Source organism: Aurantiacibacter sp. MUD11 (genome assembly GCF_026967575.1).
In the GTDB taxonomy this organism is placed as follows: Bacteria; Pseudomonadota; Alphaproteobacteria; order Sphingomonadales; family Sphingomonadaceae; genus Alteraurantiacibacter.
The window spans coordinates 964,878-990,412 of the sequence record NZ_CP114054.1 but is presented as its reverse complement, the minus strand read 5'-3'; the positions used below and the strand labels follow the sequence as shown (position 1 = coordinate 990,412).

The following is a 25,535-nucleotide window of genomic DNA, read 5'->3' as shown; positions in this document are numbered from 1 at the left end:
TGATGGCTTCTTACTATCCTGAACCGACGACGATCTGGGAATCGATCCAGTATTCCTCGCTTGGCACCTCGATTGCCGAGAGTCTGTGGGCATTCCCCACGCTGGAAACGATCCACGTCATCGCCCTCGTCACCGTGTTCGGCACGATTCTGATCATGGACCTGCGACTGCTCGGCCTAGCTTCGAAGAGCTACCCGGTTACCGCCATGTCGCGCGATACGCTGAAATGGACCTGGGCCGGCTTTATCGTCGCGGCGATCACCGGCACGCTGCTCTATGTCAGCAAGGCGTCGAGCTACATGATCAACCCGTTCTTCATGGGCAAGATGATGCTGCTGGCGATTGCCGGCCTCAACATGGCCTACTTCCACGCGGTGACCTGGAAGACCGTGAACAACTGGGACACTTCGCCGCAGATCCCGACCAGTGCCAAGGTCGCGGGTATCACCTCGCTGCTGTTCTGGATGACCATCGTGTTCTTCGGCCGCGCTATCGGCTTCACGCTGGGCATCTACGACTGCGCCATGGTCGATCCGACGCAGGACAGCTGGTTCGTCCAGATGCTTGCGGGCATTGCCTGCAACGGCGGATAACCGTCTGCCACCAATGGAAAAGAAGGGGAGGGCGCTGCCACGGCAGCGCCCTCCCTTTTCTTATTCGGTGTCGAGCGCGAAGACGTAGACTGCCGAGCTGTTCACTTCGGGTACCGGCAGTTCGGGCGTGAAGTTGGGCAGGCCGAAGGCGAGCGGGTTGCCCATGCCGGTGACCACGGCGACATACTGCTTCCCGTCCACCGAATAGGTGATCGGGCTGGCATTGGGCACGCCGGTGAGGCCGGTGCGCCACAGCTGTTCGCCCGTCGCCTGGTCGTAGGCGAGGAATTCGCGGTCCATCGCCCCAGTGAACAGCAGGCCGCTGGCGGTCGCCAGGATGCCCGCGTCATAGGGCGCTCGGCGGCGATGCTCCCAGCGCACTTCGCCGCTCTCCATGTCGATGCCTTGCAGGATGCCGAAATTGCCATCGCTGTCGGCCGGCGCGGAATAGTAGATGTCCACGCCGCTGGAGAGGAAGCCGCCCTCGGTCGGGCGCATTTCCATGCAGGTATCGCGAGCATTCACGAACAGCATGGCGTTCTGCTCGACCCATGCCGTCGGGCTCCAGTTTCGGCCGCCGCCGGCGTGCGGGCACATGAACACGGGCGGGCGATCGCGCCCCGGCAGCAGCGCCGGGTCGGGCGTCTTGCGGCCCGTCTCCGGATCGATAGCGATGATGAAGTCCTGGAAGCCCATGTCGACCGTGTCGAGATATTCGCCGGTCGCGGCGTCGATCGTGTCGAACAGGCCTTCCTTGCCGCCGGTGATGACCACGCGGCGGCGCTCGCCGTCCACGTCCATCTCGCCGATCACGCGTTCGAACACCCAGTCGAGATCGTACTGGTCGTTTGCCATGTGCTGGAAGTACCAGACCAGCTCCCCCGTGCGTGGTTCGAAGGCGAGGGTGGAGTTGGTGAACAGCCCGTCATTGTTGCTGCCCGGCACCAGGTCGCGCACCGGGCCGGTGTCGTAAGTCTGGGCTACGCCCCATAGCGCCAGCCCGGTTTCCGGATCGTAGGAGCCACTGGTCCACACCGAGCCGCCGTGACGCTCGTCATCGGGCAGCTCGTTCCAGGTGTCTCCACCGAGCGTGCCGGTCTTGGCGACGGTGTCGAAATTCCACAGGTGTTCGCCGGTTTCGGCATCGAAGGCCGCGATCAGGCCACCGCCCGCGCGCTGCGTGGCAAGGCCGATCATCACCACGCCGTCTGCCACCAGCGGGCCGCCGTTGGAGCGGGTTTCCGCCGCATCGGGGATGCGAACGTCCCAGATCGGGCGACCCGTGCGCGCATCGAGCGCCAGCATGTGCAGGTCCGACGTCGCGAGGATGAGCATGTCGTCCCACAGCGCGATGGTCTTCTTGCCCTGCATCAGCGTGCCCTCGGGCATTTGCCGGCGATAGCGCCAGAGCTGGCGGCCGGTCGCGGCGTCGAAGGCGAACACCTCCTCGCCATAGGCGTGAACGTACATCACCCCGTCGCGCACCAGCGGCTCGGCCATGGTCGGGCCGACGGGCAGGGCCTGCGACCAGGCGACGTTGAGGTCGGAGACGTTTTCCGGCGTCACCTGGTCCAGCGGCGAGTAGCCATGGCCCAGCTGGCCGCGGCGCCAGGCGATCCAGTCTTCCGGATCCGGCGCGACAAGTTCTTCCTGCGTCACCGGCGTGAAATCGGCGAACAGGTCCGGCAGCGGCTCGCTGGCGGGGAAGGGGTAGCGGTTGGTGATGCCGGGCAGGCCTAGCTCGTTGCCCTGCTCATCGTCGCCTTCGGGCGCAGCAGGAACGGTAAGGTCTGCCAGCCGCACGCCTGCCGCGCCGCCGTTCTCAGCCACGATCAGCGCGGTCAGCGCCTCGTAGGTCGATCGATCCAGCCTGCCGCCGCCACCCGGAGGCATCGAGGTGGAGATGTAGTCGAGCAGCTCGGTGGCCGGCTGGTCACCCCAGCGCGAGAGGAAATCCGCGCCGGTCAGCGAGCCGGCGAACTGGCCGCCGCTGAGGTCTGCCCCATGGCAGGCCGCGCAATTGGCGGCATAGGCGGCGCGGCCGGGATCCAGCGGGTCCGCGGCCTGGTTCGCCATTCCGGCACTGGCCAGCCCGGCAAGCGACACGCCCGCCAAAGCGAGCAGCCTGGTGGCAATCTTCATCGGCTTCCTCTCCCCCAAAAAGCCCGCCGGACCTGTGCGCTATTCGATACCCAGCGGGCCTCCCACACGATCCTGATACATGGCAGCATAGAGTTCTGCCTTGAGCGGGCCAATCCATTCAGCAACGCCGGTATTGCCGGCATCCAGCACGAAGACTTCGTTCGGTCCAAGGGCACCGATGGCCGGCCAGTTCGGCAGGCCGGCGCCATTGGGATTGCCGTTGCGCGCGAAGTTCACCCAGTATTGCGAGACGAGGTCGGCGAAGGCTTCCTCTTCCGGGTTCTCGCACATCAGTTCCACCGAGGAACCGCCGGGGAAGGTGCGCGGGGCGCACAGGTTGTCGAACACATAGGGGATTTCGCCCGTGTGTGCGGCACCCAGGTCCCCGCGATCCGGGTCGTAGGGCGGATCGTGGCGGAAGTAGTAGTGGTAGGAATTGACGCCCAGCGCGGCCTGCTGTTCCGCATACTGGCGCATCAGCCAGGTCATGTTGTCGCCGAACGGCTGGGTGGCGGTGACGCGAGCTTCCTCGTCGGTGGTGACGGGATAGGCGGCGCGGCCCAGCTCCACCTGGTTGCCCCAGCGGAAGCCTTCGCCCTGCTGCCAGCTTTCCAGCGTGGCGGGCGGACCGAACACGGCGGTAAAGCTGCCTTCGTCCTCGTTCGAGCCGACCAGCACGTCGACCGGCAACTGGCGCCCCTCAGCGAAGACCTTGGCAAGGTCTTCGGGAATGATGTGCCCGTCGATGATCATGCCCTGGCCGGGAATGTTGGCGTGGATTTCCTCGGCGGGAAGGGCCCGCAGTTCAGCGAGGCTGGTGGTGCCGAAATTCTGCTCGGCCGCGCCCAGCGTGCGCTGCTGTGCGGTTTCGCGCGGCACCATGGTGCCGATGTTGAGGCCCTGGAAGGTGCCGCTCTGCGCGATGGCGCGGGCGAACAGGCCCTCTGCCGGCGGAGCGCCCACCAGTGCGGCGTTCATCGCCGATCCGGCGCTTTCGCCGAAGATGGTGACGCGCGAGGGATCGCCGCCGAAGGCCGCTATATTGTCTTGCACCCATTGCAGCGCCGCGATGGAATCGCCCAGTGCCTGGTTGCCGCTGGCGCCGTGCTCGGCGGTCAGCTCGGGATGGGCGAAGAAGCCCAGCGACCCGACCCGATAGTTGAAGGTGACGACGACCACGCCCTTCTGCGCCAGGTAATCGCCGTGGCTGAAGGGGGAGGAACCACCGCCCTCGTTATAGGCCCCGCCATAGAGCCACACCATCACCGGGGCGTTGGCATTGGCCGTGCTCGCCGGGGTCCAGACGTTCAGATAGAGGCAGTCCTCCGAAATGCCGGGGCTATCCGGCATGTCGGTGGCGGAATTGACGGGAAAGCGCTGCGGTGCAGGGTTCTGCACGCAGGAATCGCCCCAGCTGTTCGCTTCCAGCACACCGTCCCAATTGGCGGCGGGCTGCGGCATTTCCCAGCGCAGGTCGCCCACCGGGGCGGCTGCGAAGGGGATACCCTTGAACACGGTGACGCCCGGGATCTTGTCCGACGGCACGCCGCGAACGAAGCCGTTCTGCGTGCGCACCGGACCTTGGGCGATGTAGGGCGAGGGCATGACGCTGGCGACATTCGCCGGCGGCGGCGGGGCGGAACACCCCGCGACACCGGCAATCGTCAGCGCCGCCAGGGCGGACTTGAACAGCTTTCCCGTCAGCATGTCTTAGTGACCGCCGCCTTCACCGCCGGCAGCACCGCCTTCGGTGTTCTCGACACCGGCAGCAGCCGCGGTGATGTAGTTGCGGATCTGCACGTTGCCTTCGTGGCAGGCGTATTCGAAGAATTCGTATTCCTCGTTACGCGTCCAGTCGAGGCGGGCGGTCCAGGAGTCGGTGAAGACTTCCGGATCGCTGTAGGTCAGCTCGTAGACGATGGAGTCCGGACCGGTCATGGTCAGGCGCTCGAGGACCGTGGCCTGCTCGCTGGTGGGGATGGTGTTGAAGGGCGGGACGCCCATCGTCGCCATGTTCAGCGGGCTCGGTCCGCGTTCGATGTTGTCTTCCGAAACGCTGTCGCCGTCCTCGATGTTGGTAGTTTCGATGACCAGCGTGTTGCCTTCCCACCAGCCGATCGACTGGCCCATCCAGGCGTGCACGTCATCCGGCCAGCGCATGGCGGCGGCCGCTTCCGGACCGTCGACGATCGGGATCACGCGGGCATCGTGGATCATCTCCAGCGAGATGATGACATAGCCCGGCGCCTGCATGACGCGGATGCCGTTATTGTAGCGGAAGGGGAACATCGAGGCCGGGAAGCCGCGGGTGACGCAGCGATCCCAGGTGTCGAAATCGTCCACCCAGTCAAAGTGCGTGTTGGGCGTCCAGCTGGAACGACCGCTCTGGTAACGCTCCTGCGCCCATTCGGTCATCGGCGGAAGCTGGCCGTTGGCGGGCGAGACGAGCAGCGAAGTGCGGCGGCCCGAAGCGTCGGATTCCACCCAGTGGCCGAAACCGATGGTGCCGGCTTCGTCCTCGGCTTCGTAGCGTTCGTCGGACGCGTTGTACTGGTCCTGACGGCGAGCATATTCCTCGTCGGTGAGGTAGAAGCGATCGCCGAACTGGGCCGGGCGCTGCATCGGAATGCTGGCGATATTGTCGATCGGGAAGGTGCCGCGCAGGTCCGGATCACCCCAGCTGGTGCGGGGCGGGTCGAAGTCGGTCGGAACCGGCTGCAGCACGGTGGGATCGAAATCGCTGTCCTGCGCGGCGACGGGCGCGGCGAGCGCCATCGCAGACGCGGTAGCAAACGCGATAGTCTTCATCATGAAACGGGCCATCATTCAGTCTCCTCGGTATTCCTGTTCTGCGCACCACGGCTGGCCGGGTCCATCGCCGGCGGCGGACCGGCGTCGGGATCGATCGGCTCGACCATCTGGCCGCGAGCATATTCCTGTTCGCGCTGGGCGCGATTGGCGGTGATGTAGTTGCGCACCTGCACGTTGCCTTCGTGGCAGGCGTATTCGTAGAACTCGTAGTCGTCGTCGCGCGACCAGTTCACCCGCGTGGTGAAGTCATCCTGCCAGATCACCGGGTCCGAGTAATGCATCTCGTAGGTGATCGTGTCGGGCCCGATCAGGTGGAACCGTTCGGTCACCACGGTGCGGTCGCTCATCGGGATGGTGTTGTTGGGCGGTACGCCGCGCGTGGCCATGTTGAAGGTGGAAGCGCCCGGCTGGATGTGGTCGGTCACCACTTCCAGCGTGTTGTGATCCACCCAGCGGCCGCGGCTGTTGCCGAACCAGCCCTGCAGGCCATCCGGCCATTCTTCGTCCTGTCCGGCCACCGGGATCACCCGCGTGCCGAGCATTTCCAGCGCGATCACGACATAGCCGGGCGACTGGAAGATGCGCACGCCGTTGTTGTAGCGGAACGGAAACATCGAGGCGGGGAAGCCGCGCGTGACGCAGCGATCCCAGCTGTCGAAATCGGTAACCCAGTCGAACGTCTGGCCGCCGATCCAGCTCGCCCGCATCAGCGAGGAGCGGTTGATCCCTTCCTGGGTGAAGGCGGGCAGTCGGCCCTCCTGCGACGACACGATCATCGAGGTGCGACGGCTACCGGCCTGGTATTCGATCCAGTGGCCGAGGCCGATGGTGCCTTCTTCGTCCTCGCTCTCGTAGGCTTCCTCGAGCTGTTCGACGCGGCCCTGTTCCTGCGCGATCTCGGCCTCGGTCTTCCAGAAACGGTCGCCATACTGCGGCGGACGGTTCACCGGCAGTTCGGCGAAGTCGTTGAGCGGCCAGGTGCCGCGGAAGTCCGGGTCTCCCCACGAGGTGGTGGAGGGCTGATAATCGTCCGGAATGTCCGGCATGGTGGTCAGGTCGTCAGGCACGCCCTGCGCGAAGGCGGGCGCGGTCAGCATGGTGGCGGCAAGGGCGGCCAGTGTTCTGCGCATTATTGTCCTCCCGCAGCCGCAGCGGCATCGGCGCGGCTGGTGGTGATGTAGTTGCGGATCTGCACGTTGCCTTCGTGGCAAGCGTATTCGTACATGCCGTAGTCGTCGTCACGCTGCCATTCGAGGCGCGCGGACCACGGCGCGGTGAAGATCACCGGGTCGGTCCAGGTGAATTCGTAGATGATCTCGTTCTCGCCGACCATGTGGAAGCGCTCCACCATGTGCGCCTCGGCGCTGACCGGCGTATCGTTCTCGCGCGGCGAACCTGTGGTGCCGATATTGGTGGCGCTGGGGCCGGGACGGAAATTGGTGGTCTCGACCCGCAAGGTGTTGTGATCTTCCCAGGTGCCGCGGCTGTCGCCCAGCCACTGGCCGATCTGGCGCGGCAGGTGCGCGCTGCCGTCGGTCGGGATCATGCGCACTTCGTGCACCATCTCCATCTGCAGGGCGACGAGGCCCGGCGCCTGGAAGATGCGCATGCCGTTGTTGTACATGAAGGGGAACATGCTGGCGGGCAGGCCGCGCGTGATGCAGCGGTCCCAGCTGTCGAAATCGTCCACCCATTCGAACACCTGCCCGGCAGCCCAGGTGGAATTCATCGCTTCGGACCGGCGCGCGCCTTCCTCGGTGTAGGCGGGCAATTGCCCGTCGGCTGGCGCGGTGATCCAGCTGGTGCGGCGGTTGGCGGGCGAGACCTCGGCCCAGTGGCCGATGCCCATGGTGCCGCTGCTGTCCTCGTTCTGGTAGCGCTGTTCGAGCTGCTCGACCATCTCGGCGCGCTCGGCATATTCGGCTTCGGTCAGCAGCTGGCGGTCGCCATATTCGGCGGCGCGCTGCAGCGGCGTGCGGCCGTTGAGATGGTCGATCGGCCAGCCGCCGCGGAAGTCCGGCTCTCCCCAACTGGTGAGGGCAGGGCGATAGTCGTCCGAAGGCGCGGGCAGCTGGGTAAGGTCCTCTTCCTGCGCCAGGGCGCCGCTCGATCCGAGCAGCGCCGCCGATGCCAGCAGGAGGACACTACCCCGCATTATTCGGTACCTTCCGGCAGGGCGAAGGTGACATAGCGGCTTGGGCCCGGCTCGGGCAGGCCAAGGCCGCCCAGGAAGTGGCCCACGCCGCCCACCGGCAGGGTGATGTACTGGCGGCCATCCACTTCGTAGACCGCAGGCACGCCTTCGGTCCCGGCGTCGAAGCGATGCTCCCACAGGATTTCGCCGGTCGCCGCGTCACGGGCGCGGAAGGCGCGGTCGGACGCGGTGTTGACGAACAGCAGGCCGCCGGCGGTCACGACCGGGCCGGAGCGCGGCGTCTGTGCGCCGACACCGGTGATGCCCTGTTCCTCCAGCGTCAGGATCTCGCCATTGGGAATGGAGAAGATCTGCTCGCCGGTGTTCATGTCGTAGGCGGTCAGGTTCGAGAACGGCGGCTTGATCGCCACCATGCCGTTGGACTGCAGCATGAAGTTGACCGGCCAGCGGTAGGGGACGTTATCCTCTTCCGCGTTCGGCATGGCTTCCAGCGCGCTGGCGCGCGGATCGGCCTGGATGCGCAGCATCAGCGGCAGTTCGCGGCTGACGATGTAGAGACGCTGGTTCTCCGGATCGACCGAGACCGTGCCCCAGTTGGCGCCGCCGTTGTGACCGGGGAAGCCGATGGTCCCCTCGATGCTGGGCGGCACGAACGGGCCCTGGCCGGAATCCGGACGCGAACTGGCGAACAGCTCGCGCAGCGCTTCCTGGTCGCTCTCCGGCAGGTAGGGATTGATGTCGTCGACGGTGAATTCCATCCGCATGTAGGGCTGCGGCCAGGTCGGGACGGGCTGCGTCGGCGAGGCATGTTCGCCCGGCACGTTAGAGGCCGGAACCGGAACTTCCTCGATCGGCCAGATCGGCGTGCCGTCGCGGCGGTCGAAGGCGAAGACGTAGCCGTGCTTGGTCACCTGCACGACGATCGGCACCTGCTCGCCGTCGCGAGTAATGGTCATCAGCTTGGGCGCGACCGGCAGGTCGAAGTCCCACAGATCGTGATGGACGATCTGGAAGTGCCAGATGCGCTCACCCGTTTCGGCGTCGAGCGCGATCAGCGAGTTGCCGAACAGGTTGTCGCCCTCGCGGTTGCCGCCGTAGAAGTCGTAGCGCGGCGTGCCGGTGGGGATGAAGACGATGCCCATCTCCGTATCGACCGTGCTTTCCGACCAGTTGTGGACGCCGCCGAACTGGTTGCGGTCTTCCACGTCGGGCCAGGTGTCGTAGCCGAACTCGCCTTCGCGCGGGATGGTGTTGAAGGTCCACTTCAGCGCGCCGGTGCGCACGTCGTAAGCGTGGATGTTGGCCGGCGAACCCGCGTAGTCGTACGCGCCCGCGGGCAGGCTCATGATCACGGTATCTTTGTAGATGCGGCCGGGATTGCTGGTCTGCAGCGGGCCGGGCTGCACCACGTCGTCGGGCAAGGCATCGCGAAGGTCGACACCGCCATCGGTGCCGAAGCTGGCAATCACTTCGCCGGTGGCTGCGTTGATTGCGCGCAGCAGGCCGTTGTTGAGCACCATCAGGCGCTCGTCACCCGCACCATCGGTCCAGTAGTTCACCCCGCGCACGCCGATGCGGCCTTCGAGGCTGCTTTCCCAGATCTGCTCACCCGTTGCCGGGTTGAGCGCCACCAGCTGGCCGGAACCGTTGATGACGTACATCCGTCCGCCGGCGACCACCGGGTTGAACAGCGGCGGGGCGCCTTCGCCGGTGGGGAATTCCCAGGCCACTTCCAGCTGGCTGACGTTGCTGCGGTTGATCTGGTCGAGCGAGGAGTACTGCGAGCTGTCGCCGCCGCCGAGGTAGCCGTCCCAGCCTTCGAAATCGAAGCTGGAGCCGGGTGCGGTCGAGGCCGCGACTTCGGGCGACGAACCATAGCCCGTGGTAGTGCAGGCGGCGAGGGCCAGGCCCAGCGAGGCAGCCAGCGCAAAGCGCAGTCCGGCTTTGCGGGCGGAGTGGTGGCGGCGGTCAGAATTGCTCAAGCGCTTGCTCCCAATTTCGCGCGCGGCCTTAACGGCCGTCAATTGAACCTGTGTCCTAGCCGGACTCGTCCCCGTTCAACAAGGGCTAAACGGCATCGAAATTGATAAAATCCGAAATTTCGGACTCGTGAAATTTCCCCTAGATTTCGCCGTCATCGGCGTCCGGGGACTGCATGCTGTGACCTTCCACCGTGCCCTCCGGTGCCTCGGCAGCGCCTTCCAGCGGACGGTCGAATTCGCCGGCCGAAGTGAACACGGCAGAGCTGCTCATCCCGCCGCTCGCCTCCAGCCGCAGGGTGACATTGTCCAGCGAGCGGTTCTCCCAGAACCAGCCGTGAATTCCGCTGAAGGCCGGCGTGTAGAGGCCGTTCATCGCCTGGGCCTCGTCGATGCCATAGCTTTCGGTCAGCTCCACGCCGCCTTCGAAGGGGTGGGCGTGCATGTCATAGGCCAGCGTGCCGCTGCCTTCCCAGCGGAAGGTGACCGGCTGGCCTTCGCCGATGGTGTACTTGAACTCCACCGATTCAAACGGTGCCAGCTCGTATTCCCAGACATCGGTGATGCCTTCGGATGCCGGCAGCGGGGTGTCCGACAATGTCAGCACTTCCTGCTCGGCCATGCGCGCCATGCCGCGCTCCAGTTCCATGTTGGTCGGCTCGGCAATCTCGGTCAGGCCCAGCATCCCGCCGACCCCGGTCGGGTCCCAGCCGGTTTCGGCGGGCAGGATCACGAAGACGGCCAGCGCTGCGCCCGCAGCGGCGACACCGGCGGCGACATAGGGGGTCTTGGTCATGACGATAGATATCCTTGTACCTGGTAAGCCGTCAGCGCGAGGCCGACGAGGATGAGCGCCACATTGGCGGCGAAAGCGTAGCGAGTGAAGCTGGGTCGCTTGCGCCACACGGCGAACAGCGAAACGACCAGCGCCAGCACGATCACCTGCCCCAGTTCCACGCCGACGTTGAAGGCGATGAGGTTGGCGAGCAGGCCGTTGGAGGAGACTTCGAGGTCCATCACCTTGGTGGCGAGGCCGAGCCCGTGGAACAGGCCGAACACCAGCACGGCGAGCCGCGTGTCGAACTTCCAGCCGATCTTCTCGAAGCCGCCGATATTCTCAACGCCCTTGTAGATCACCGAGACACCGATGATGGCGTCGATGATGTAGGCATTGGCGCCGGTGCCCAGCAGGACGCCGCTGATGAGCGTGATCGAGTGGCCGATGGCGAACATCGAGGCGTAGATCACGACGTCCTTCATCCGGCTGAGGAAGAACACAACGCCGACGAGGAAGGCGATGTGATCGTAGCCTGTCACCATGTGCTTGGCGCCAAGGTACATGAAGGGAATGATCGCCGGCCCGTCGATCGACTGGACGAAGGCCTTGTCGCCTTCCGCCACGTCATGCGCATAAGCCGCCAGCGGCGTCAGCAGCAGGGCGACGCCGATCACGGCGAAAACGATGGAGACAGCGCGGTTCACAGCTGCACTCCGAACCGTGGCGCGATGAAGACCATGGCCAGGTAGAGCACCGCCGTGAGGGCGCACCCCAGACCAAGTGCAGGCCAGAACCCGGTGCCCTGCCGCAGCAGGAACGGAACCGCCAGGAACATCGGCAGCGAGGGCAGGACGTAGAAGAAGGTCGCCGTCGAGTGGTCCGCCAGTCGCTGCACGTCGGCGGTGTCACGCCAGAGCCAGATCATCGCCAGGATCGACACAAGCGGCAGCGACACGATCAGCGCCCCCGCGCCCGGCCAGCGCCGGGCGACTTCAGAGGCGATCGCAATGATCACGCCGGAAAGCGCCGCCTTGATCAGAAGGTAGGCCATTACTGACCGCCGTCTTCCTCCATATACTCTTCAAGCGACAACTCGTCGCTGGGGCGTGGTGCGGAGATGTCGTCCACCGTGACGCCCTCGGGCAGTTCCTCCGGCGGATACATCCGGTGGCAGGCGCTGCACACGCTGTAAACCACGCCGCCGGCTTCGAACACGGCTTCGGGATCCTTGGCGGCGGCTGCCTCGCCGGCGCGGGCGGCTGCATCGACCAGACCCTGCGAATAGGCATTCCAGTCATCGCCGCGCCCCTCGGCATAGGCGGGGGTCATCATCACCTGCCCCAGTTCGCCAAGGCGTGCGGCAGCGTCTGCGACTTCCTGCCATTCCTCGTCGGTCTCCGGCTGCCATTCGCGGAAGACCGGTTCACCATCCACCAGCTCGCTGACGGCACCCACGGAATTCCAGTAGATTTCGGCGGTCGGCTGCATTTCCTGCGCCATCATCTGCTGCGCTGTTCCCAGCGGCGGGGCTTCCTCCGCGGTCTCGCCGCAACCGGCCAGCAGCACGGCCATGGCAGCCGCGCCCGTCTTGATGATCATGTCTGCTCGCATCGCCTCTCCTATCGGTCCAAAGACCAGTCTTGCAGCACTCAATATCAGGTGATAATGCCTGCCCTCGTTGACAATGTCCAACTTTTTGCGGGGTCAGGCACCACCATAAATCTGCGGTAAAGCTTGACTTTGGTATACCACTTATTGACTAGGGCCAAGTTTTCGGGCGGGCCCGCCCTGAATTTTCCAAGAGGTTTAAGACAGATGGCTGTGAAGGCGAAGAATTTTGGCAAACTGGCGCTGGTCGCGCTCGGCGCTGCGGGCATGGCGTTCCCGCTTTACAGTGTTGCGCAGGAACATGACCATTCCGCACATGCCGGCCACGACGAAGCTGCCGCTGCCGAGGTCGCTCCGCTGACCGAAGCCGAAATCGAATCCAGCCGCGCGCTCTTCAGCCAGTACAGCTGCGGCGCCTGCCACGTCCTGGGCGATGCCGGCGGCAACGGCCACATCGGCCCGGCGCTGGACGGCAATGCTGCCCTGAGCGTGGAATATGTCACCCAGATCATCTCCAACGGCCAGGGCGCGATGCCCAGCTTTGGCGGCATGGTGAGCGAGGAAGAGATCGAGACGCTCTCCCGCTACATCGTCGAGAAGAAGGCCGACTAAGGCTTTTGCCGATAACCGGAACACGGGAAGGGGGCGTCGCGGCCCCCTTTTTCGTGCCCGCTATTCGCCTGCGCGTTCCTGCGCGGTGCGCGAATTGGGGCCGACCTGCGCGAAGTAGTTGGTCACCCCGTCGGGATCGTTGAGCCACACGGTCGTCAGGTCGAACCCGCGCAGGCGGTTGAGCGGCGTCTCCACCGTCACGTCCCGATGCTCGGCGCGGGCGGCGACCATGGCCGCATCGCTGACGACGTACTGGATGCCCGAGCTGCCGGTATCGGCGGGCAGGCCCTCGTCCACCTCGTAGAGCATCAGGATCGTCTCTTCGTGGCGGTAGGGATAGAAGATCAGCCCCATTATCGGGGCGGGGACGGGGTCCAGTTCCTCCAGCCCCACGAAATCGCGGTAGAAGGCGCGGCTGGCCTCCAGGTCGGATACGCCGATGCCTACGCCAACGCCATCGTCGGCATTGTCGCGCGCGCCCCGGGCGACGAGGATGACGATGTCGAGCCCCGCCGGGTCCTGCACCAGCGCCTGCCGGATGCCGTCGTCACGCACCACGAATTCGGGTTCGGCGAAACCCGCTTCGCGGAACCGTCGCGCGACCATGCCTGCGTCGGGGTAACGGAACAGCAGGAAGCGGATGCCCGTGCCGCCGCGATAGCCGCCGTCGAGATTGTACTCGCGGTCGCCCTGCTGGCCCGCCGACAGCTTCACCTGCCCGCTGCCAACGCCGGTCAGGATCATCTGCTGCGTGCTGGTCAGCTGGATCGGGCTGAGCGAGCGCAGCGCTAGCGCCTCGGTGTAGAAGCGCACCATGTCCCCGGTCAGCTCGCGCGGGAAGCGGCGGAAGACGTTCATCGAATCCTGGATGAACAGCGCGCCGTTGTCGTCTTCCAGCTGTGCCTGCGTCAGTTCGCCGGGGGCGTAGTGCAGGTCGCCCGAGGTATCGAGCAGCGCGCCTTCGGGCGTGCGGACCTGTCCGGCTTCCTGCGCGGTGGCGGCGCAGGCGGCCAGCGCGGTCGCGGCGATGGTGGTGAGGAGGATACGCATGATGCTTACTCCGGCAGTGCCCAGGTGATCAGGCTTTCATTGTTGAGCGGGCCGTTCGGTCCCACCACCGGCGGTCCGAAGCCCGAGCCGGCGGCAACCACGGCGATGTATTGCCGCCCGTCGGCCCCGCGGTAGCTCATGGGAACGGTGTGCGCGGCGTAGTCGAGCCGCTCTTCCCAGACGATCTCTCCGGTCGCGGCATCGAAGGCCCGGAACACGCCGTCATCGGTCGCGCCGATAAATACGAGGCCGCCGGCGGTCACCATCGGTCCGCCGAAGGTGTTGTTGGAGCCGGTGTCCTGCTTGTCCTCGCCGAGCGCGGGCGTCGTGCCGAGGTGGGTGGCCCAGGCCACCTCGCCGGTATTGGCGTCGACTGCCACCAGCCGTCCCCAGGGCGGGCGGATGCAGGGCAGGGTGACCAGGCTGCCGTCCTCGGCCGTGAAGCTGGCGGAGAAACTCGAATAGGCGCCGGGGCCGCTCAGCGAACCGCGGTCGTAAAGCTGCGTCGAAGCCGCCGTGCCGCGGCCGTAGTTCCCCTCCGGATCGCGCTCCTCGATCCAGCCGATAGAGCCGCTTTCCGTCGTGTTGACGTAGACGTAGCCGGTAGCCGGATCGACCGCGCTGCCGCCCCAGTTGGAGCCTCCGTTGTGCGGCAGGTTGATGCTGGCGCGCGGTTCGTCGCCGTCCTCGTGCAGGAAGAAGGGCGTGAATGGCCCGGCGTTGAAGAAGGTGCCACCATAGCTGTCGAGCAGCGCATGGCAGGCGGCGACATGCTCGGCATTGGTGTCGTCCTCGGTCACCACGTCAGTCGGATCCCACCACATGCGGCTGAGCGGTTCGGGCGCGACCGGGATGGGCTGTGTCGGCGAATACCATTCGCCCGGCACATCGGCTGCGGCGACCAGCATCTCGTTCACGCCGTGCACCGGCTCGCCGGTACGGCGATCGAGGATGTACATGAGGCCGGGCTTGCCGGTCTGGGCGAGGGCAGGGACGGTCTCGCCATCCACCTCGACGTCCACCAGCACCGGCGGGGCGGGCAGGTCCCAGTCCCACAGGTCATGGTGGATGGTCTGGAAGTGCCAGCGATATTCGCCGGTGCGCGCATCCACCGCCAGGATGGAATTGCCGAACAGGTTGTCGCCCGGACGGTCCCCGCCGTAATAGTTCGGCGCGGGCGAGCCGAGCGTCATGTAGATCATGCCGGTGTCGATATCGCCGGTCATGTACCATACCCACATGTTGTTGCCGGGGCGATCGCGCCAGCCGTCGTCCAGCCAGGTCTCGTGACCGACCTCGCCCGGCTGGGGCACGGTGTTGAAATCCCACAGCAATTCTCCCGTTCGCGCGTCGTAACCCTTGGAATTGCCGAGCGGGCCGGTGGGCAGTTCAGGGGTGGAGGCCCCGATCACCAGCACGTCGCCGAAAATGCTGGGCGGATAGGAATAGCGCACCTCGAACCCGACGCGCCCCTGTTCGCCGAAGCTGTCGACGATCTCGCCCGTCTCGGCGCTGATGGCGACGATCTCGTTGCCGCCGTTATAATAGAGCCGCGCGCCGGTATCGCCGTCGCCGGCCCAGTAGGTGACGCGCCGGCGAACGGTCGTTCCCTCGATTTCGTGCCGCCAGATCTCGCGGCCGGTATGTGCCTCCAGCGCCACCACCGCATTGCCCAGCGGCAGGTACATCACCCCGTCGACCACGCTCGGCACGGTGCCGGCGAGGATCAGACCGCCCCCATCGGGGCGCAGGCGATACTCCCAGGCGCGCTCGATCCGGTCGATGTTGTCGCGATTGATGTCGGCCAGCGGCGCATAGCGCTGGCCCGCATGGTTGCGCGCGTAGTGCGGCCAGTCGCCGTCGGCGGGTTCTTCCTGCGCGGCGACGGGAACGGTGAGCAGGGCGCCTGCCAGCAGGGTAGCGGCCAGCCTCATTCGTTGTCCTCCTCGGCGGCGCGGCGAGCGGCTTCGGACAGCACATAGGCGCGGATGGCCTCGGACTGCTCGGCGCTGATCCAGGGCGCGAAGCTGACCATGCCGTTATCCGACAGGCTGCCTTCCATCACCACAGCGTTCCAGGCCTCGGCATTGGTGGCATAGACGCTGCGCATCAGGTTCGGGTTGACCGGGCCGTTATGGCAGATGGTGCAGAAGCCGAGGTAGGCCTGCTGCCCCATGGCCACGGTCGCTGCATCGAAGGTCTCGTCGGTCGCGACATAGGGCGCGGGCACATGCGGCGGCAGCGGCGTGTAGGGCGCGTCGCCATCCAGCTTGAACACGAACAGCATGCCGTTGGGCGGCGGGCGGCGCATCCAGTCGGTCTGGCTGGCCATGCCCATGGAGCCGCCATAGCCGGCGACGATGGCGACATACTGTGTCCCGTCCACGGCGTAGGAAATCGCACCCGCGACGATGCCGCGTTCGCCGTTGAAGCTCCACAGCGGGGTGCCGTCCTCGGCGTTGTAGGCGTTGAAGGTGCCATCCGGCAGGCCCTGGAATACAAGGTTGCCCGCCGTTGCCAGCGTGCCGCCGTTCCAAGGCCAGTCACGCTCGATCGACCAGCGTTCCTCCTGCGCCACCGGATCCCACGCCAACAGCTTGCCTCGGGTATTGGCGGTGACATAGGCGCGGCGCGCCTCCGGTGTGTCGCCGGGCACCAGTCCTTCCGGCGGGGTCAGGAACACGACGCCGGTGTTCCAGCGGCCGATATTGCGGGTGTAATTGACGTCGTCGAGATAGGCCGAGGGCGTCTCCATCGCGGGGATGTAGACGAGGCCGGTCTGCGGCGAATAGCTCATCGGGTGATAGGCGTGTGCGCCCAGCCCGCTGGGGTAGATGTAGTAGGGCGCATCGGCATAGCGCGCTTCGGGGATTTCGACCGGGCGGCCGGTCTCCAGATCGATCCGCTCGGCCCAGTTCTGCGGCACGTAGGGTTCCGCGCTGACCAGCGATCCGTCGCGGCGGTCGATCACGTAGAAGAAGGCGTTCTTGGGCGCCTGCATCACCACCGGCACATCCTCGCCGTCCACCTCCATGGTGGTCAGCGTCATCTGCTGGGTGGCGGTATAGTCCCAGGTTTCGCCGGGGTTCTGCTGATAGTGCCAGTTGTATTCCCCGGTGTCGGGATCGAGCGAGAGGATCGAGGTGAGGAAGAGGTTGTCCCCTTCGCCATTGCTGCGCGCGCGGTGGTTCCAGGGGGAGCCGTTGCCGACACCCACCAGCAGTTGGTCCAGCTCCGCGTCGTAGACGATGGAGTCCCACACGGTGCCGCCACCGCCCATTTCCCACCATTCGCCGGCCCAGGTCTCGGTGGCGAACTGCTCGAACACGGCATCCGAAGCCGCGCCGTCAGGTCCGTCGGCCGGGTTGCCAGGCACGGTGTAGAAACGCCAGACCAGCTCGCCGCTGTCGGTGTCGTAGGCGGAGACATAGCCGCGCACGCCGAACTCGCCGCCGGAATTGCCGATGATTACCTTGTCCTTCACCACGCGCGGGGCGCTGGTGATGGTGTAGGGCTGCTCCTGGTTGACGGTGACGATGTCCCAGATTTCCTCGCCGGTGGCCGCATCCAGCGCCACCAGTCGCCCGTCGATGGTACCGACGTAGACCTTGCCTTCCCACACCGCGACGCCGCGGTTCACCACGTCGCAGCAGGCATGCGCGCCCTTCGCGCCGTCGACTTCGGGATCGTAGAACCACAGCTGTTCGCCGGTGGCCGCATCCAGCGCCATCACCTTCGACCAGGCGGTGGAGACATACATCACCCCGTCGACGACGATGGGCGTCGCTTCCTGCCCGCGATTGGTGTCGAACTCGACCGCAAAGGCGAGGCCGAGCCGATCGACGTTGTCGGCGTTGATCTGGCTGAGCGGACTGAAGCGATCCTCGTTCCAGGTGCGCCCGTGGCTGAGCCAGTTGTCGGCATCGCTGTCAGCGGCGAGCAGGCGTTCCTGCGTGACATCGCCGGCATCGCGCGCGGCGTCCGAGCACCCGCCAATCGCCAGTGCACCGGCCAGTGCCGCCAAGCCCAGAATCTGCCGTGAAATCATTCGTCCTTCTCCCCGCGCGGGAGATTAGGGCCGGTGTTCGCGGCTGTCTATCGGGCAAAGTCAATCTTTTGGGCGTTGGTCCGCGCCGATGGGGATGACGACATCCGCGCGCCCCGGCATTTCTTCCAGCATGTGCCGGGTCAGCCGCTCGTAATGCGCGCAGAAGCGGGCGAGGGCGGCTTCGTCCATCAGGCCGGGCGCCTCGGGATTGGCCTTGGCCAACTTCTCTTCCTGCAAGGTGCGATTGCGCAGCACGTCGTCGAAGCTGTCGACCTTCAGCATCACCAGCAGGTCGATCTGGTCGAACAGTTTGGCATAGTCCTCGGACAGCCAGTGGTTGACGAGGCCGCGCCACAAGCCGTCGGGGTCTTCTTCCGCCTCGAGGTCGTTCACCGGTTCCGCCAGCGCCTCGGCATCCTGCGGCTTGGCCCCGACACACCAGCCTTCCAGCAACAGCACGTCGACCGGGCCGGTGATGCGCTCGCCGTGTTCGGCGCGGTCGTCCGTGGCCTTGTCGAAGCGCGGCAGGTCGAAGGGGCGTCCGGCAAGGATTTCCTCCAGGACGGCTAGGCCCAAGCCCACGGCATGGGTGCCCGGCACGCCGCGCGTGGCGAACAGCGGGTGCACCTCGTCGGCCAGTTGCTGGCGTTCCGCCTTGGTCAGGTAGAGATCGTCGAGCGAGAGCGTGACGGCGCGGATCTGCCGCTTCGCCAGCAACACCTCCAGGAACTTGCACAGCGTGGACTTGCCCGAACCCTGCGCCCCGTTGATGCCGATCACCAGCGGCGCGCGAGCAGCGGGCATGCGGGCAATGCGGGTGGCCAGCGGCTTCCAGTGCTGCTCGACGATGTCGGCATAATCGGCTGGCAGGTTTTCGGACGCGATCAGCGCGGCAACGGGGTCACTCATGCCACGCGGTCTGGCAAATCCTCACCGGCGGCGAAAGCCTCGATATTGGCCAATGCCCGCATTCCCATCGCCTCGCGCGTTTCCGCATTGGCGCTGCCGAGGTGCGGGAGCAGGACGACATTTTCCAGCTCGAGCAGGGCTTCGGGCACCTGTGGTTCCTGCGGGTAGACGTCCAGCCCGGCGCCGGCGAGATGACCGGACTTCAGCGCCGCGGCCAGGGCATCGTGGTCCACCACGCCACCGCGCGCGGTGTTGATCAGGTAGCTGCCCGGCTTCATCGCCGCGATGGCCTTGGCGTCGATCAGGTTCGCCGTCTCGCCGCCGCCGGGCACATGCAGGGAGACGAAGTCCGACTTGGTCAGCAGGACTTCGAGGTCCGGGCAGAATTCCGCATCCAGTGCTTCCGCTGCCGCGCTCGGGCGACGCGCGAAATAGGCGATTGTCATGCCGAAACCGTGATGCGCGCGCTCTGCCGTTGCCTGCCCGATCCGACCGAAGCCGACCACGCCCAGTACCTTGCCCTTCAGCGCGCTGCCGATCAGGTGCGTCGGTCGCCAGCCGCTCCACTTGCCGGCACGTAATTCGCGCTCGCCTTCGCCCGCGCGGCGTGCCGCCATCAGGATCAGCGTCAGGGCGAGGTCAGCGGTGGCATCGGTCAGCACGCCGGGCGTGTTGGATACGGCAATGCCTTTCGCCTTGGCCGCCGCGAGGTCGATGTGATCGAAGCCAACGCCGTAGTTGGCGATCAGCTTGCAGCGATCACCACCGTTGATGACAGCGGCATCGATGCGGTCCGACACGGTAGGTGCCAGAACGTCGAACTCGGCCATGGCTGTAGCCAGTTCGGACTGGCTCAGCGGCTTGTCAGTGCCGTTCAGCACCACCTCGAAACGCTCGCCCAGCGCACGTTCGACAGCCTCCGGCCAGCGGCGGGTAACGAGGACCTTGAGGCGCTCCATCAGTTGGGCTTGCCGATCATCTTGGTTTCCGCCTGGGTCGAAGCCGGGCCGGTGTTGCGCTTGAAGATGCCGCCCTTGCCGGCTTCACGAATGAACAGGTCCGGGTCGCCCCCGCGCTGTTCCAAACCGAAGATCGGGAACAGGCCGGGGTGGTTGCCCAGGCCGCCGTAGAGGTCGCACACGCGCTCGTACCAGCCGCGCAGCGGATCGTCCGACGCCAATGCCGGGGTCTGCGCCAGCGAGGCCAGCCACAGGAAGCCGCCGATGATGCGATAGTCGGCATAGTTCGGCGAGGAACCGCCGAGGAAATCGGACTCGCGCAGAGCCAGTCGCAGCGGCTCCAGCGCGGCGGAAATGGCAGGCAGGCGATCCTCGCGCCCGGCCTGCACGTCCTCCAGCTTGCCGCCCAGCATCACCGCGCGCGATGTGGTGACGTAGTCCTTGTCGTGCTCGTAGCAGATATCGCGGTAGTCGGCACAGAAGCAGCGCATCCACGGACCCACGGCCGCGCCCCAGAACCACGCGTCGAGCGCCTTCAGCATGGTTGCCACGCTTTCGTGCGGGATCAGGGTCGGGCGGTCCGGATAGGTTTCGTCGAGGTATTCGACGATGCCCCAGCTATCGAGCACCCACTTGCCATCGTCGACGATGGCGGGGAGGCGTTCGGTCTTGCCGCCGGTGCGCTCCATGATGCCGGTGAAGCCGCCTTCGACAACGTCGATATCGAAGCCCTTGTGCTTCAGTGCGAACTTGGTGGCCCAGACGAACGGGCTGATCGTCGCGCCGGTGGAGACCTGCAGGTCGTAAAAGGTGATGGTGTTGTTGTTCGCCATGTCAGCGCCTCTCCTCTTCGGGAGAGGGTGCTAAAGACAATCCGGGCAAAGTCAACGAGCGGCGTCGGCGAGCTTGGCTTCTTCCAGTTTCACCAGGTTGCCGAGCGTTTCCAGCACCGGTGCGGCCACGCCTTTCGCCTTCGCCGCCGCCACGATTGCGCCGTTGAGCGCATCGACCTCTGTCCGGCGCCCGGCGTGCAGGTCCTGCAGCATCGAAGGCTCATGGTCGGCATGATCGGTCATGCTGACTTCGGTCAGGTCGTAGATCGGCTGGCCATCCAGCATCACGCCATTGGCATGCGCTGTCGCAATGCCCTCTGCCACGGCAGCGCGAATGGTGGCGCGCGATTCCGGATTGGCGCCCAGGAAACCGGGCGTGCGGCGGGTTAGCGCGCACAGCGGGTTCATGGTCGCGTTGAAGATTGCCTTGGACCAGATCACCTCGTGGATTTTCGGGTCGAGCACCGTTTCCAGTCCGCCGCTGGTCAACGTTTCGCATACCTCAAGTGCAAATGAGGTGTCCTTGCCGAAAGCCGGATAGAGCTTGGAATAGCCCTCGCCATGGCTGCGGATGCGTCCCGGTCCGACCATGTCGCTCGGCAGCATGCTGGCCCCCACCAGCACGCGCTCGTCGCTGACGAACCCGGCCAGTCGCTTGTCGTTGCCGAGGCCGTTCTGCAGGCTGAGCAGGTGCGTGTGCTCGCCGATGACGGCGGAGATGCCTTCGAGCGCGGCCTGCGTGTGAAAGGTCTTGGTGAAGACCACCACCAGGTCGACCTTGTCGGTCAGCGCGTTGGGCAGGGCGGCCGCAATCGGCAGGCGTTCGACGCCGCTGCGCAGGTCCACTTCCAGCCCGTCGGCATTGATCGCGTCGATGTGCCCGCGGTTGACGTCGACCAGGGTCACCTGTGCCCCTGCGCGATGGAAGGCAGCGCCGAACAGGCAGCCCATCGCGCCCGCTCCAAGTACGGCAACCTTCATGCAATATCTCCCAGTATGTGCGGACCGAGCGCCAGCAGCATCCGCGTGTCGATGCCGACGCCGCCCTTGCGGAATTCGGACAGGACTTGCGGAAATTCGGCCAGTTTCACGCGGTGGACGGTGATGTTCTCTCCATCGGTGCCGCCACCCTCGGACACCTTGGTGAGGCCGGTTGCCTTGAGCAGGGTGAAACTCTCGCTGATCATGCCGGGGGAGGAGTAGAATTCACCCAGGTCCTGCCATTCGGCAGCCTGGTAGCCGGTCTCTTCCTCCAGCTCGCGCTTGGCGGCGCTCAGCGGATCGTCGTCCTCGCCGCCGTCGTCGTCACCGATCAGGCCGGCAGGCAGTTCGAGGCACGGCTGGCCCAGCGGTACGCGATATTGCTCGACCAGCAGGATCTCGCCGTCTTCCACCGCCAGGATCACGGCGGCGCGGATGTTGCGGGCGCGGCTAGCATATTCCCAGCGGCCGCGCTTCTTGGCGGTGATCCACTTGCCCTGCCAGGTGATTTCCTCGGGCGCGTCAGCGTCAGGCGTTGTCATGGCGCGCTGCGCTATCGAAGGCTTACAGCTCGATCAAGCGATCCGGCAGCTCGTTGGTGTCGTGATCGTTGCGCGGGAAGTGTTCGGACAGCACCTTGCCCACGTCGCGCACGCCCGCCGCGATGCCCTCGGCGATGCAGCCCTTGCGGATTTCGTCGAGCATGTCGGCCATGGCCTCGCCCCAGACTTCGGGATCGACCTTCTCGTGAATCGGCTCGTCCGCGACGATCTCCGCACGGTGTTCGCGCATCGAGAGATAGAGCAGCACACCTGTTCGGCCATGGGTGCGGCCATCGGCGCCGACCTTGAAATGCCGCACGGCCCCGGCGCGCACGCGCTGCCGTTTCACCGGGCCGGGGACGAGGGCGAAGCGGATCGCAGGGATCAGCAGGAACAGCCATACGCCGACGAACTTTACGAGGCCGAAGCCGACCACCAGCGTAGCGAATTCGGCCAGCGTCCAGTCGCCTTCCCAGCCGGCGCCGAACAGCCAGTCCCACTTGGCCGTGGTCAGTTCGGGGAAGGCGATCAGCAGGCTCATCGCCGTGAAAGAGGCGACCGCGGCCCAGAAGAAGGCGATGTCGGAATACCCGTCGGACGCCTCGGCCAGGACGGGCACGATTTCGCCGCTGGTGGTGAGTTCTGCCTCGCCCACCGCATCGGAAACGATCTTGTGCTGTGCTTCGTCGAGAATGGGCATGTCACCAGCCTCCCGAGGCGCCGCCGCCCCCGAATGATCCGCCGCCGCCGGAGAAGCCTCCGCCACCGCCGAAGCCGCCTCCGCCGCCCCAGCCGCCGCCACCCCAGCCGCTGCTGCGACCTCCGGAGGCGCCGCGGGCGATGGCCTTGCCGGCTTCCCACAGGATGATGTCGCCCACCACGCCGCCGACGCCGCTGCGGCGATAGCGCCGACCACGGCCACCGATCATCGGCAGGACGAAGAAGAAGAAGACGAAGCCCAGCCAGATGAGCGTGCCGATGGGGAAGCCACCTTCGCTCTGTCGCTGCTGACCGGCTGCCTGGGCGATGGCTGCCGCCTCTTCGGGCGGGAGTTCCAGCTGGGTGATAATCTCGTTCGCGGCCCACTCGATGCCGCCGGAGAAATCGCCGTTGCGGAAATAGGACCGCATCCCCTCTATATATTCGAATGCCAGGCCGTCGGGGATGATTGGTTCGAGGCCGTAACCCACTTCCACCCGCATGCGCTTCTCGTTGGGCGCGACCAGCAGGATGATGCCGTCGTTGTTCTCGGCATCGCCGAGTGCCCAGTGCCGGCCCAGTTGGTAGCCGTAGTCGGCAATGTCATAGCCATCGAGGCTGTTGACCGTGGCGATCACGAACTGGCGCTGGTTGCGCTCCTCGAACTCGTCGAGCTGCTGCGTCAGTCGTGCTTCGGTTACGTCATCGATGATGTTCGCCTGGTCCACCACGGGCGCGGTGCCGCGCTCGGGGAAGTTCGGCTGGGCAGCGGCAAGGCTCGCCCAGCTCAACGCCACCAGGGCGCTGAGCAGGACGATGATGTGCCGCAGCAGCGGGTTATGTCGCTTAACCAGCCTCACTCGCTGCGCATGTCGAGTTCTTCGGCGACTTCGGCGCCTTCGGTGACGGCTTCGTAGGACACCATCGGTTCCGCACCGTGGATGATGTTCGCGCCGATGATGTCGGGGAAGGTGCGGATCGTGGTGTTATACTGGCGAACCGCCTCGTTGTAGTCGCGGATGGCGATACGGATGCGGTTTTCGATGCCTTCGACCTGGATCATCATGCGGCCGAAGTTCTGCTGGCTCTGCAGCTCGGGGTACTGTTCCTGCACCACCATCAGGCGCGAGAGGGCGCCGCCGAAGCTGTTCTGTGCCTGCTGGTACTGCGCCATTTTTGCCGGGTCGGTCAGGTCGTCGGCATCAAGACGGATCTCCGGGCGGGTGGCGGAGGCGCGCGCTTCGATCACGCTTTCCAGCGTCTCGCGCTCTTCCTCGGAGCCGGCCATGGTGATTTCCTGCAGGTTCCCCAGCAGGTTCGCGCGTTCCTGGAAGGCGGCTTCCACGTCAGCCCACTTAGCCTTGGCGTTTTCCTCTGCGCGGGGCACCGAGTTGATGCCGCAGGCGGCAAGGGCAAGACTGCCGAAGACGACAGTCAGCAGCGTGGCAAGACGTTTGAACATCGCGCGTAATCCTCCAAAATCCCTGAGAAACCCTGTGGGTGTGTTGCCTATATAGCACGGTTCGGTCCGGTTACAAGGAGTGGCCCGTGCCCTTGTGCGATGTTTCTCCGTTTGGCAGACCGTTGCGACAGGTTCAAAACACAAGGTAAGGGGACCGCCTGATGCTGAAGGATTTCAAGGAGTTTATTGCCAAGGGCAACGTGATGGAACTCGCCGTCGCGGTGATCATCGCTGGCGCATTCGCCACGATCGTCGCCTCGATGACCAGCGACCTGATCATGCCGTTGGTGGGCGCCGTGTTCGGCGAAGTGGATTTCAGCGACAAGTACATCGTGCTGAGCGGAGAAGTCGAAGCCGGCATGTCACTGGAAGCCGCGCGTGAAGCCGGGGCCAACGTGCTCGCCTGGGGCGCCTTCGTCTCGACGGTGATCAACTTCCTGATTCTGGCCTTCGTCATCTTCATGCTGGTTCGCTACGCCAAGAAGGTGCAGGAGCGCTTCGAGAAGGAAGAGGAAGCCGCACCGGAAGCGCCGGCCGGCCCGACCGAGATCGAGCTGCTGACGGAAATCCGTGACGCGCTGAAGAAGTAGGCTTCTTCAGCCAACACCATACACTTCACATTAAGCGGGCAGGGCCTATATGGATCCTGCCCGTTTTTGCGGGCTATGGCGATAAATTGCGCCGTGTAATAGGTACAACGGACCCGGGGGCAGTACCCGGCGGCTCCACCAAAACGTGCTGTGAAAACAGCATCTTCTGACGGGGCCGAACCAGGATCGACGTGTGCTGAAAGACGGTGTTTTTGCTCGGGCTGAGTATCCCGTAAAACTGTTCAAAACACACAAGTGCCAACGATAACGAAGCACTCGCTATCGCTGCGTAATTTTACGTCCTAACGGACTGAATTTACAAAGCTTAAGCGCCGTTGGACCCACGGGGCAACAGAAGCGGATTCCGGGGGCCCGGAGGAGCCTAGCAACAGAATCCTCCACCCTTCCCAGATGGTCAGATTTTTTCCGGGATGGCCTTGGCGGCCTCTTTCGCGGCGCGTTCGTGCTCCAGGCAATCAAGGATCTTCGCGCCGCCCAGGAATACTGCGCCGCTGCAAGCGGCCATCAGCAGGTAGCCGCCCCAGCCCGGGAACTGCGCGAGGTAATGCGTGCCGCGATCCATCGCGCCGAGCGCGAGGGCATAGATGATCAGGAACGCCTCGAAGCGGGTCTTGATTACAAACAGCCTGCCGATCTTCCTGAACATCTCTCGCCTTTCTTAACACTTGCAATCGCAAACCCCGTGCCAATGGCGGAATTCCGCCATTTTCATGGTTAAGAGTCAAGCGAGTGTAAGGCAGACCGACAGGTGTAAGCCTTGCCG

The 25,535-nt window shown here is 65.3% G+C and carries 25 protein-coding genes and 1 other RNA gene; 4 read left to right on the top strand and 22 right to left on the bottom strand.

Features of this window, described 5'->3' with window-relative positions:
* Nucleotides 1-2: 2 nt before the first annotated feature.
* Complete coding sequence (locus OZN62_RS04895; RefSeq protein ID WP_269101623.1) at nt 3-593, top strand: DUF6644 family protein; 591 nt, start codon at nt 3-5, stop codon at nt 591-593.
* A gap of 60 nt (nt 594-653) precedes the next feature.
* Here the strand turns inward: OZN62_RS04895 and OZN62_RS04890 are convergent, their stop codons facing one another.
* The 10 genes from OZN62_RS04890 to OZN62_RS04845 all read right to left on the bottom strand — a co-directional run bounded on the left by OZN62_RS04890 (nt 654) and on the right by OZN62_RS04845 (nt 12,057).
* The gene (locus OZN62_RS04890) at nt 654-2,735 is read right to left on the bottom strand and encodes a pyrroloquinoline quinone-dependent dehydrogenase (protein WP_269101622.1); all 2,082 of its coding nucleotides are present in this window, start codon (nt 2,733-2,735) and stop codon (nt 654-656) included.
* A 39-nt stretch (nt 2,736-2,774) separates the two neighbouring features.
* Nucleotides 2,775-4,442, bottom strand: a complete 1,668-nt coding sequence (locus tag OZN62_RS04885) for a carboxylesterase/lipase family protein (RefSeq protein WP_269101621.1) — start codon at nt 4,440-4,442, stop codon at nt 2,775-2,777.
* A 3-nt stretch (nt 4,443-4,445) separates the two neighbouring features.
* The gene (locus OZN62_RS04880) at nt 4,446-5,561 is read right to left on the bottom strand and encodes a hypothetical protein (RefSeq protein WP_269101620.1); all 1,116 of its coding nucleotides are present in this window, start codon (nt 5,559-5,561) and stop codon (nt 4,446-4,448) included.
* Nucleotides 5,558-6,676: a hypothetical protein gene (locus OZN62_RS04875; RefSeq protein WP_269101619.1), complete on the bottom strand. Its 1,119-nt coding sequence runs from the start codon at nt 6,674-6,676 to the stop codon at nt 5,558-5,560. Before OZN62_RS04875 ends, OZN62_RS04880 begins: the two co-directional genes overlap by 4 nt.
* On the bottom strand, nt 6,676-7,701 hold the full coding sequence (locus OZN62_RS04870) for a hypothetical protein (protein WP_269101618.1): 1,026 nt from the start codon (nt 7,699-7,701) through the stop codon (nt 6,676-6,678). The genes OZN62_RS04875 and OZN62_RS04870 overlap by 1 nt, the downstream gene beginning before the upstream one ends.
* Nucleotides 7,701-9,683, bottom strand: coding sequence for an outer membrane protein assembly factor BamB family protein (locus OZN62_RS04865; protein WP_269101617.1), 1,983 nt, complete (start codon nt 9,681-9,683; stop codon nt 7,701-7,703). The genes OZN62_RS04870 and OZN62_RS04865 overlap by 1 nt, the downstream gene beginning before the upstream one ends.
* A gap of 139 nt (nt 9,684-9,822) precedes the next feature.
* Nucleotides 9,823-10,476 (bottom strand): hypothetical protein, encoded by a 654-nt coding sequence (locus OZN62_RS04860; RefSeq protein ID WP_269101616.1) that lies wholly within the window; start codon nt 10,474-10,476, stop codon nt 9,823-9,825.
* Nucleotides 10,473-11,162, bottom strand: a complete 690-nt coding sequence (locus OZN62_RS04855) for a HupE/UreJ family protein (protein ID WP_269101615.1) — start codon at nt 11,160-11,162, stop codon at nt 10,473-10,475. The genes OZN62_RS04860 and OZN62_RS04855 overlap by 4 nt, the downstream gene beginning before the upstream one ends.
* Nucleotides 11,159-11,509, bottom strand: a complete 351-nt coding sequence (locus tag OZN62_RS04850) for a DUF3147 family protein (RefSeq protein WP_269101614.1) — start codon at nt 11,507-11,509, stop codon at nt 11,159-11,161. Before OZN62_RS04850 ends, OZN62_RS04855 begins: the two co-directional genes overlap by 4 nt.
* Nucleotides 11,509-12,057, bottom strand: a complete 549-nt coding sequence (locus tag OZN62_RS04845) for a hypothetical protein (protein ID WP_269101613.1) — start codon at nt 12,055-12,057, stop codon at nt 11,509-11,511. The genes OZN62_RS04850 and OZN62_RS04845 overlap by 1 nt, the downstream gene beginning before the upstream one ends.
* Before the next feature lie 276 nt (nt 12,058-12,333).
* Between OZN62_RS04845 and OZN62_RS04840 the strand changes: the two genes are divergently transcribed.
* Complete coding sequence (locus OZN62_RS04840; RefSeq protein WP_269101612.1) at nt 12,334-12,678, top strand: c-type cytochrome; 345 nt, start codon at nt 12,334-12,336, stop codon at nt 12,676-12,678.
* A gap of 60 nt (nt 12,679-12,738) precedes the next feature.
* On the opposite strand, the gene OZN62_RS04835 is transcribed toward OZN62_RS04840, so the two are convergent.
* The 11 genes from OZN62_RS04835 to OZN62_RS04785 are packed head-to-tail and all read right to left on the bottom strand — an operon-like array spanning nt 12,739 to nt 24,161.
* Entirely contained in the window at nt 12,739-13,728 is a 990-nt protein-coding gene (locus OZN62_RS04835) for a VOC family protein (RefSeq protein ID WP_269101611.1), read from the bottom strand.
* A 5-nt stretch (nt 13,729-13,733) separates the two neighbouring features.
* Nucleotides 13,734-15,662 (bottom strand): outer membrane protein assembly factor BamB family protein, encoded by a 1,929-nt coding sequence (locus tag OZN62_RS04830; RefSeq protein ID WP_269101610.1) that lies wholly within the window; start codon nt 15,660-15,662, stop codon nt 13,734-13,736.
* Nucleotides 15,659-17,776 (bottom strand): PQQ-dependent dehydrogenase, methanol/ethanol family, encoded by a 2,118-nt coding sequence (locus OZN62_RS04825; RefSeq protein ID WP_269101609.1) that lies wholly within the window; start codon nt 17,774-17,776, stop codon nt 15,659-15,661. Before OZN62_RS04825 ends, OZN62_RS04830 begins: the two co-directional genes overlap by 4 nt.
* 60 nt (nt 17,777-17,836) lie before the next feature.
* On the bottom strand, nt 17,837-18,685 hold the full coding sequence (locus OZN62_RS04820) for a P-loop NTPase fold protein (protein ID WP_269101608.1): 849 nt from the start codon (nt 18,683-18,685) through the stop codon (nt 17,837-17,839).
* Nucleotides 18,682-19,644 carry a 2-hydroxyacid dehydrogenase gene (locus tag OZN62_RS04815; RefSeq protein WP_269101607.1) on the bottom strand — a complete coding sequence of 321 codons (963 nt, stop codon included), beginning with the start codon at nt 19,642-19,644 and terminating at the stop codon, nt 18,682-18,684. Before OZN62_RS04815 ends, OZN62_RS04820 begins: the two co-directional genes overlap by 4 nt.
* The gene (locus OZN62_RS04810) at nt 19,644-20,477 is read right to left on the bottom strand and encodes a beta-etherase (protein ID WP_269101606.1); all 834 of its coding nucleotides are present in this window, start codon (nt 20,475-20,477) and stop codon (nt 19,644-19,646) included. Before OZN62_RS04810 ends, OZN62_RS04815 begins: the two co-directional genes overlap by 1 nt.
* Before the next feature lie 51 nt (nt 20,478-20,528).
* Entirely contained in the window at nt 20,529-21,458 is a 930-nt protein-coding gene (locus OZN62_RS04805) for a ketopantoate reductase family protein (RefSeq protein ID WP_269101605.1), read from the bottom strand.
* A complete protein-coding gene (locus OZN62_RS04800) occupies nt 21,455-22,000 on the bottom strand; it encodes an NUDIX hydrolase (RefSeq protein ID WP_269101604.1) in 546 nt (181 codons plus the stop codon). Before OZN62_RS04800 ends, OZN62_RS04805 begins: the two co-directional genes overlap by 4 nt.
* A gap of 22 nt (nt 22,001-22,022) precedes the next feature.
* Nucleotides 22,023-22,700 carry a TPM domain-containing protein gene (locus tag OZN62_RS04795; RefSeq protein WP_269101603.1) on the bottom strand — a complete coding sequence of 226 codons (678 nt, stop codon included), beginning with the start codon at nt 22,698-22,700 and terminating at the stop codon, nt 22,023-22,025.
* 1 nt (nt 22,701) lies between these two features.
* Nucleotides 22,702-23,559, bottom strand: a complete 858-nt coding sequence (locus OZN62_RS04790) for a TPM domain-containing protein (protein ID WP_269101602.1) — start codon at nt 23,557-23,559, stop codon at nt 22,702-22,704.
* Nucleotides 23,556-24,161, bottom strand: coding sequence for a LemA family protein (locus OZN62_RS04785; RefSeq protein ID WP_269101601.1), 606 nt, complete (start codon nt 24,159-24,161; stop codon nt 23,556-23,558). Before OZN62_RS04785 ends, OZN62_RS04790 begins: the two co-directional genes overlap by 4 nt.
* A gap of 161 nt (nt 24,162-24,322) precedes the next feature.
* On the opposite strand from OZN62_RS04785, the gene mscL reads away from it, so the two are divergent.
* The gene (mscL, locus tag OZN62_RS04780; RefSeq protein WP_269101600.1) at nt 24,323-24,751 is read left to right on the top strand and encodes a large conductance mechanosensitive channel protein MscL; all 429 of its coding nucleotides are present in this window, start codon (nt 24,323-24,325) and stop codon (nt 24,749-24,751) included.
* Between the two features lie 20 nt (nt 24,752-24,771).
* Nucleotides 24,772-25,117: a transfer-messenger RNA gene (gene ssrA, locus OZN62_RS04775) on the top strand.
* A gap of 49 nt (nt 25,118-25,166) precedes the next feature.
* Here ssrA and OZN62_RS04770 read toward each other — a convergent pair.
* Nucleotides 25,167-25,418 carry a hypothetical protein gene (locus OZN62_RS04770; RefSeq protein ID WP_269101599.1) on the bottom strand — a complete coding sequence of 84 codons (252 nt, stop codon included), beginning with the start codon at nt 25,416-25,418 and terminating at the stop codon, nt 25,167-25,169.
* Nucleotides 25,419-25,535 lie beyond the last annotated feature (117 nt).